The sequence below is a fragment of the Geobacillus sp. G4 genome (genome assembly GCF_040327975.1).
GTDB lineage: Bacteria > Bacillota > Bacilli > Bacillales > Anoxybacillaceae > Geobacillus > Geobacillus thermoleovorans.
Genome location: NZ_JBEPJY010000007.1, coordinates 207,770 through 215,460, shown reverse-complemented (window position 1 = coordinate 215,460; position 7,691 = coordinate 207,770). Strand labels below are relative to the sequence as shown.

General features: G+C 49.2%; 9 protein-coding genes and 1 rRNA gene. 1 reads left to right on the top strand and 9 read right to left on the bottom strand.

Going from position 1 to position 7,691, the window contains the following annotated elements; all coding sequences use genetic code 11:
• Together ABS784_RS10960 and ABS784_RS10955 are read right to left on the bottom strand one after the other, a co-directional pair.
• Positions 1–79: ribosomal RNA gene (locus ABS784_RS10960) — 16S ribosomal RNA — on the bottom strand; the annotation flags it as partial.
• 452 nt (positions 80–531) lie between these two features.
• Positions 532–1,395, bottom strand: a complete 864-nt coding sequence (locus ABS784_RS10955) for a nucleotidyltransferase-like protein (RefSeq protein ID WP_033845649.1) — start codon at positions 1,393–1,395, stop codon at positions 532–534.
• Positions 1,396–1,770: 375 nt separating this feature from the next.
• On the opposite strand from ABS784_RS10955, the gene ABS784_RS10950 reads away from it, so the two are divergent.
• Positions 1,771–2,124 (top strand): YgzB family protein, encoded by a 354-nt coding sequence (locus ABS784_RS10950; RefSeq protein ID WP_011229983.1) that lies wholly within the window; start codon positions 1,771–1,773, stop codon positions 2,122–2,124.
• Between the two features lie 25 nt (positions 2,125–2,149).
• Here the strand turns inward: ABS784_RS10950 and perR are convergent, their stop codons facing one another.
• The 7 genes from perR to ABS784_RS10915 all read right to left on the bottom strand — a co-directional run bounded on the left by perR (position 2,150) and on the right by ABS784_RS10915 (position 7,626).
• Entirely contained in the window at positions 2,150–2,608 is a 459-nt protein-coding gene (gene perR / locus ABS784_RS10945) for a peroxide-responsive transcriptional repressor PerR (protein ID WP_020279379.1), read from the bottom strand.
• A gap of 224 nt (positions 2,609–2,832) precedes the next feature.
• Positions 2,833–3,309, bottom strand: a complete 477-nt coding sequence (gene bcp, locus ABS784_RS10940; protein ID WP_131874113.1) for a thioredoxin-dependent thiol peroxidase — start codon at positions 3,307–3,309, stop codon at positions 2,833–2,835.
• A 66-nt stretch (positions 3,310–3,375) separates the two neighbouring features.
• Complete coding sequence (locus tag ABS784_RS10935; protein WP_011229980.1) at positions 3,376–3,780, bottom strand: potassium channel family protein; 405 nt, start codon at positions 3,778–3,780, stop codon at positions 3,376–3,378.
• A gap of 169 nt (positions 3,781–3,949) precedes the next feature.
• Positions 3,950–4,903 carry an L-lactate dehydrogenase gene (locus ABS784_RS10930; protein WP_011229979.1) on the bottom strand — a complete coding sequence of 318 codons (954 nt, stop codon included), beginning with the start codon at positions 4,901–4,903 and terminating at the stop codon, positions 3,950–3,952.
• 145 nt (positions 4,904–5,048) lie between these two features.
• Positions 5,049–5,834 (bottom strand): ABC transporter permease, encoded by a 786-nt coding sequence (locus ABS784_RS10925; protein ID WP_352512488.1) that lies wholly within the window; start codon positions 5,832–5,834, stop codon positions 5,049–5,051.
• 3 nt (positions 5,835–5,837) lie between these two features.
• Positions 5,838–6,629 carry an ABC transporter permease gene (locus ABS784_RS10920; RefSeq protein ID WP_011229977.1) on the bottom strand — a complete coding sequence of 264 codons (792 nt, stop codon included), beginning with the start codon at positions 6,627–6,629 and terminating at the stop codon, positions 5,838–5,840.
• Positions 6,622–7,626, bottom strand: coding sequence for an ABC transporter ATP-binding protein (locus ABS784_RS10915; RefSeq protein WP_011229976.1), 1,005 nt, complete (start codon positions 7,624–7,626; stop codon positions 6,622–6,624). Before ABS784_RS10915 ends, ABS784_RS10920 begins: the two co-directional genes overlap by 8 nt.
• Positions 7,627–7,691: the final 65 nt, after the last annotated feature.

The window sequence follows — 7,691 nt, the reverse complement described above, 5'->3', positions numbered from 1 at the left end:
CCGATTTGGTCCGCTCGACTTGCATGTATTAGGCACGCCGCCAGCGTTCGTCCTGAGCCAGGATCAAACTCTCCAAAAAAAGTTGATAGGCTTTTGCTTTGGCCAATGCGGCCTCCGCTTTTCTATTGCGCTTCGTTTCGTTCAGTTTTCAAGGAACGAGACCTCTTCTTGAACTTGCTTCGTTGCAATCTTGCGCCGAGGAATCCAACTCCTCTGGACTCCCTCAAACGCAAATGTGTTTTCCGCTTCCTAAAGCGGCCCTTACATCATAGCATTTTTATTGTTCGTTGTCAACAGCCTTTTATTCATACCGCTCCGCAACATTTTCCCGGCGCGACAGCGATTTAAAATATATCATCGTTCGACAAGGAAGTCAAGAGCTTTTTTCGGCCGGGTTGCCTCCTTCCTTCAATGATCTTGGCAACTGACATTTGTATAAACACAATGAAATTCCTAATAGCATCCATCCTCTCACCGGCTCCCTTCCATTTTTGGGGATCAGCAGAAGGGGACCGTCAAAATTCTTTTTTTTTACAACGTGTAATACCGTTCGAGCATTGTATTTCCTTTTGTCGGCATTTCCACGACGGTTAGCACTTTCCTTTCGACAAGATACTCAAGCATGATAACAAGATCAACCGAGTAAGGCGCAAACTGCGGATGACCGGTCATTTCCTCAATGCTCCAAGCACCATTTTTTTCTTTCAGCGCTTCGCATAAATGAGAGGAACCTGATTCTACGTAAGAATGAATCAAAAATTCACTGGCCAGCAACAAAAGTTCCAGCCGTTTCGGAAGCGGTTCTTCACTTCCAACGAGTTCTTCATACAGTTTATAAATCCTTCCATCCATTCGCTTGACTTGATTCCATACGGTCACTTCCGGGTAAAGTCCGTGCTCGATCACGGTCAATCGCGCCAAATGATGGAGGGCTTGCACCATATGGTTGTATGAGTCGAGCCAATGCTTGGCGGCAAACAGCGCCTTGCCCTCTGTATAATGGCGGATCAGTTTGGCAAACTCGAGTCCCATTTTCAATCGCCGTTCTTTAGGCGGGAATTGCTCAAGGCGCTGGCGCAACTGCTGAACATAGCCGTTTCGGTCAAACACGACCGTTCCGTTGAACACCCAGTCGACCGCCTTTCGATGTGACCCGAGAACAAGCCATTCATTTAACTGCCGTTCACTGACTGCATAAAGCACCGCCTTTTTCTCGTTTAGTGAATACTGTCTGAGAAGCATAGGCTCGCTTTGCGGGTCGACAATGACGAGCAGCACGACATCAAACGTATCCGTTGTTGCTGCATGGCAAGCCGTTTTTTCAATCATTAAAATTCCGTGCGTGTTGCAGCGGTTTGCCCATTCGTGACAGATGGGATGCAGCAATTCTTTCATACCTCGCGTCCGTTGCAGAAAGCCGGCCGCGATATCCGGGCGGACAAATCCCTCAGATATCCCAACATATCGATTGACAGACAACCATACGTTCCTATTTTGAGCCGGCTGTTTTTTCTGCAACGTTTTTTCCTCCCTTCCACCATCATCAATCATCACATTGCGTTTGTGCAGATGTTCAAACAATGCTGTCAACGCCTGTTTCATTTCAGAAAGACCAGAATGCTTGCATCCATGAAGCTGTCGTTTGTTGCCGTCATTCGTTATTCGACAAAAAACGAGGAATTCCTTTCTTTAAAACGTCGATTTTGTTGATTTCTTCTTCGCGATGGGACCCCGTTTTATGGTATAGTGGTCTATGTAGGAGGGACTGTGATGAGCATCAAATATTCGAGCAAAATCAACAAAATTCGCACTTTCGCCTTAAGCTTGATTTTTATCGGTGTCATTGTCATGTATCTTGGGCTGTTTTTTCGTACGTCCCCGGTCATCATGACGTTGTTTATGTTGTTTGGGATGTTGTTTCTTGTCGCCAGTGGCATTGTATATTTTTGGATCGGCACACTCTCGACGAGAGCCGTCCAAGTTGTTTGCCCGTCGTGCGGCAAAGTGACAAAAATGCTCGGACGCGTCGATTTATGTATGTTTTGCCGTGAACCGTTGACGTTAGACCGCGAACTGGAAGGAAAAGAGTTTGACGAAAAGTACAACAAAAAAAGAAAAAGCTGATAGCCGCCTTGTGCTATCAGCTTTTTTAATGCGAATGCGCCGGCGCCCCGCTTTTTTGACAGTCAGGGCAGACTCCGTACACTTCCATGCGATGATGGTCGACCTTAAAGCCGGTGACGTGAGCGGCAAGCTGCTCGACTTCATCAAGCGCTGGATAGTGGAAATCGACAATTTTGCCGCACTCTTCACAGATGACGTGATAATGATTGGAAGTGACGAAGTCAAACCGGCTTGACGAATCGCCGTACGTCAGCTCTTTGACAAGCCCGATTTCCTTAAAGACGCGCAAGTTATTGTAGACGGTAGCTACACTCATGTTTGGGAATTTCCCTTCCAGCGCTTTGTATATTTCATCAGCCGTCGGATGGGACATCGAGCTGATCAAATACTCCAATATCGCATGACGCTGCGGCGTGATGCGTATGCCAGTCTTTTTCAGCATGTCAAGCGCTTCCTTCAGTTGCTCGTTGTCAGACACCGTCATGCACCTCACTCTCTGTGCAAAGGTGAAAAAAATTATCACTTTATAATATTTATAATTAGTCTACAAAGAATACATGCCATTTGTCAATATAGATGCCATTAATATATGGGCTCAGACGCCATTTTAACAAAAAAAGGAGGCGGAAATTGTTTCCGCCTCTTATGTCATTCATTTGAGGAGGTTACTATGTATCATACGCCAAACGATGTACATTGTCTGGACGCTTACCTAGATGACGCTAGTCGGGCGACTTCCGCAAGCGCCTCATCGACATGCCCCTTCACTTTCACCCTGCGCCATTCTTGGACCAACGTTCCGTCGGGGGCGATAATGAATGTCGAGCGATCAATGCCCATATATTCCTTGCCGAAATTTTTCTTTTTCTTCCATACCCCATACAGCTCGGCCACTTCATGCCGCTCATCAGAAAGAAGCAAAAATGGCAACTCATATTTTTCGATAAACGCCTCATGCCGCTTCATTGGGTCGGTGCTCACTCCTAAAATGACGGCGTTCAACTCAGCGAACTGCGCATGGCGATCGCGAAAGTCGCACGCTTCGGCTGTGCACCCCGGGGTCATGTCTTTTGGATAAAAGTAAAGCACCACATACCGGCCGCGAAAATCAGACAGCGAAACCATTTTCCCATTGCTTGCCGGCAAGGTGAAATCTGGAGCTGGCTGGCCAATGGCAATCGTCATGTCGTTCCCCCCGTCTTCTTCGTTTTCTTTTAGCGTAGCGAAGACGAAGGGAAATTGCAACTCATATCAGCGATGATCCCAGTCAAACACGGTGCGCGTCACGATGACAGCGGGCATAATGTAGCCGAGCAGCGCTTCGGCAATGGCGATCCACCGCCCGACGCCGATCGGAGTGACATCACCGTATCCGACCGACAAAAGCGTCATACCGCTTAAATACAAGCTGTCTTCAAGCAGCGACAAACGATCTTTCGATGCGCTATTTGGGGATGGGGTAAACACAGCATGGCCGTTTACTTGCAAAATCATATAAATCATGGCAAAACCGAGCAACATCGTTAAATACCATTGGACGAGAACCCATAAGCTATCGAGTGACAGGCGATGCGTCGCTTGCACGCGCACTGTCCAAAGCGAGGTGATGCTGCCGAGCAGTACGGCGGCAACAATGCCAAGGAAGGCGTAATCCATCACGTTCCCCCCATTTTTGTCCGTCGTTCATATATACGCGGACAACCGGGCGATTATACCGCATGACCCTCCGCACCCTGCTTGAATCGGCAGCACTCCTGTATTCCACCGGATCGCCCGACCCATTTGACAAGCCAGCGTCCCGTCAGACGAAGCCAATCGTTGCGCTTTACTGAGCAAAATAGCGCGCCAATACACCTTTTAACGTCGCAGCACTACGGTGGAACCATTTTTTCTCCTCCTCGTCAAGTTCAATTTCAATCACTTCGCGGATGCCATTTCGGTTGATCACAGCAGGCACACCGATGTAGACATCGCGTTCGCCGTATGGGCCGTCCAAGTAAGCGGAAACGGTCAAAATGGCATTTTCATGATGCAAAATGGCGCGCGTCACGCGGGCAAGCCCCATAGCAATCCCGTAGTACGTCGCTCCTTTTTTCTCAATAATTTGGTAGGCGGCATCGCGCACATTGACAAAAATGCGCTCGAGCTCTTTTTGCGCTTCTTCCCCTTTGGACTCGACCAGCTTGCGGATCGGCACGCCGCCGATATCAGCCTGGCTCCAGACCGGGAGTTCAGTGTCGCCATGTTCGCCGATAATATAGGCGTGCACGTTCGTCGGGGCGACGGCGAAATAGTCGCCCAACAAGAAGCGGAACCGCGCCGTGTCCAAAATCGTGCCCGATCCGATTACTCGCTCTTGCGGCAGGCCGCTGAATTTCCACGTCGCGTACGTTAAAATGTCGACCGGATTGGTGGCGACGAGAAACAGTCCTTGAAATCCGGATGCCATGACCGACTCAACGATCGAGCGGAAAATGGCAATGTTTTTGTCCACAAGATCAAGCCGCGTCTCGCCCGGTTTTTGGTTGGCGCCGGCGCAAATGACAACCAAATCGGCATCGCGGCAATCATCGTAATCGCCGTGCCAAATGTCAGCCGGCTTCGGCGCAAATACTTTCCCATGGTTGAAGTCCATCGCATCGCCCTCAGCCTTGTTTTCATTTGCATCGATGAGCACGATCTCATCGGCAATCCCTTGATTCATTAAGGCAAACGCATAACTGGCGCCGACAAACCCGGTGCCGACGACCGCTACCCGATTTCCTCTCCCGTTTTTCATCACTATTCACCTCTTCTTCCTTTTTGTGAATATATTCACATTTTATTTTACGCCACAACATGCTAACGATACAGACAAGGTTGTGTCGATTGCTTGACCATTGTTTGTCATTTTGATGGCAAATGAACAAAAACGGGCGGGGCGCCTAGCTCCCCGTCCCGCGATATCGTCTCACCCCGGCGTTCCAAAGCATGACCGAAACGGTGAAGCAAACCATGCCGACCACTGGGGTGAAAAAGGCATAACTGTACCATTCCTTTTTATCAAGAAAATAAGCAGCTGGATAAACGCCGACAAAGGCAAACGGCAGCACCCACGTTAAAATATAGCGGATGACGCGATGATAAATATCGATCGGGTAGCGGCCATAGCTGCTGATGTTGTACATCATCGGCATGATGGATGTGCGGGCGTCGGCAAAAAAACTGATCGTCGCCAGTGAAATGAAAATGCCGGCATAAATCAATGCACCGCCAATGACAAACAAAATAAACACGAAGACATCATACCAATGAAATGAAAGAGACAAGCGGCTGCCGGCATACAGCATAATGATCAGCCCGGGCACAGCGCCAAGCAACGATTCGAGCTCCATCCGCTCCAAAACAATTTGAAACAGGCTGTTTAGCGGGCGCGTCAACACGCGATCCATTTCCCCCTGCACAATATATCGTTCATTAAAATCCCAAAGGTTAAAAAAGGCGCCAAATACGGCATATGGAACAAGAAAAAAACCGTAAATAAACAAAATCTCATCGCGCGACCAGCCGTGAAGCATCGTCGTATGGCCGAACACAACCAGCAAAAATACCAAGTTGACCGCCTGAGCCATAAAGTCAGACAGCCACTCCACGAACAAATCGGCTCGATATTGCAGCTTTGTCTTCATATATTGCGCCATGTATTGAAAAAAAACCGATACGTAAAACAACGTTTACCCCCCTTGCACAACAAGACGCTTTTTCGCCGCTCTCCATAACCATCCAATCGGAAAAAGCAATACGATGCACCACGTTGCCTGCAGAAGCAGGCCATCACGGACAGCAGCACCTTTAAAACTTTCTGTCATGATCATGCTTGGGATGTAGCTGATGGCTTGAAACGGGAAATACATCATCGCCCGTTGCGCCCAATCAGGATAAAAGGAAAGCGGCAAAATGAGCCCAGAAAACAAGTCGATGATAAACCGCTTCGCCCTAAGCAACCCTTCATTTCGGAACGTAAAGAACGTCACAACCCCCGCAAGCAAGTTCAGCTCCGAAAAAATGATAAAGCTGAATAGAAGCGACAAGCCGAAAGACAGCCACGTTTTGGCGTGTCCCGGAAACTGAAGCGGCAAAAAAAGCGATACGACCAAAAGCCCAGGCAGCGATAAAAAGAAAAGGCGAAACAGCCCTTCGCCAAGCCCTTGCACAGCTTTCATCCCTAAATAGCTGTACGGGCGGATCAGTTCAATCGCTACTTTTCCATCGCGGATTTCCATGGCGATTTCACGGTCAAGGTTGTTAAAATAAAACGCCCGCGCCAGCCAGGAAATGGCGACATACGTCGTCATTTGCCCAAGCGACATCCCTTGCATCGATGATTTGCCGCCATAAATAGCCGACCAAAGGAAGTAATACGCTGCGATGTTAATGGCGTAAATCAAAATGCCAGTGTAATAGTTTGTCCGGTAGGCGAGCATCATTAAAAAGCGGATGCGGACCATTTCGACATACTTACCCATGAACCGCACCTTCCTCATAAATATTGCGGATGATCTCCTCCGTCGGCACTTCGTGAATATGGATGTCATTTAACGCACAACGGGCAGCGACGCGACTGACAACTTCCGGCACGCCTCCTGATGGAACGTGCGAGACCCAAACGTTTGGCTGTTCACCTTTTTTCCAAACAACATCCAACCCTTCAGTCAACTGCTGCAAAAAAGCGGCCGTCACCGCTTCGGCAAACGTAAAGGCGACCCGTTTTCCTTGGCCCCATCTTTCTTTCAGGCGCTCAAGCGACCCGTCGTAAATGATTTTCCCTTCATCGAGCATAATGACCCGCTCGCAAAGCGCTTCAATGTCTGACATATCGTGCGTCGTCAGCAGGATCGTCGTGCCATACCGTTCATTCAATTGCTTTAAAAACTGGCGGATGTTGAGTTTGACAAGCACATCAAGGCCGATCGTCGGTTCATCCAAAAACAACAGCGGCGGGTTGTGAATGAGCGCGGCGGCAAGCTCACAGCGCATCCGCTGGCCAAGCGACAGCTTGCGCACCGGCTTATCAAGCAGCGGGCCGATCTCAAGCATGTCAATCACCTCGGCCATATGGCGGCGATATTGCTCGTCCGAGACGCGGTACACTTTTTTCAACAGCCGGAACGACTCTTGAACAGCGATGTCCCACCATAATTGCGAACGCTGGCCGAACACGACGCCGATCGTGCGCACGAATTTTTCCCGCTCTTTATGGGGATTCATCCCGTTGACGACAATGCGCCCAGACGTTGGCGTTAAAATGCCGGTCAACATTTTGATCGTCGTGGATTTGCCGGCGCCGTTTTCGCCGATATAGCCGACGATTTCCCCTTGCTTAACAGCAAACGAAATGTCATCAACCGCTCGAACGAGCGTATAACGGCGCGTCCATAAATCGCGAAACGCTCCGACAAGGCCGGAGCGGCTTTTGTGCACTTTAAATTCTTTGCGCAAATGTTCTACTTCAATCGCGTTCATCGTTCTCCTCCTGACCTCTCCTTGGCGTCAAAGGAAAAAGGCGGCTTGCGCCCTTCTCCTATGTT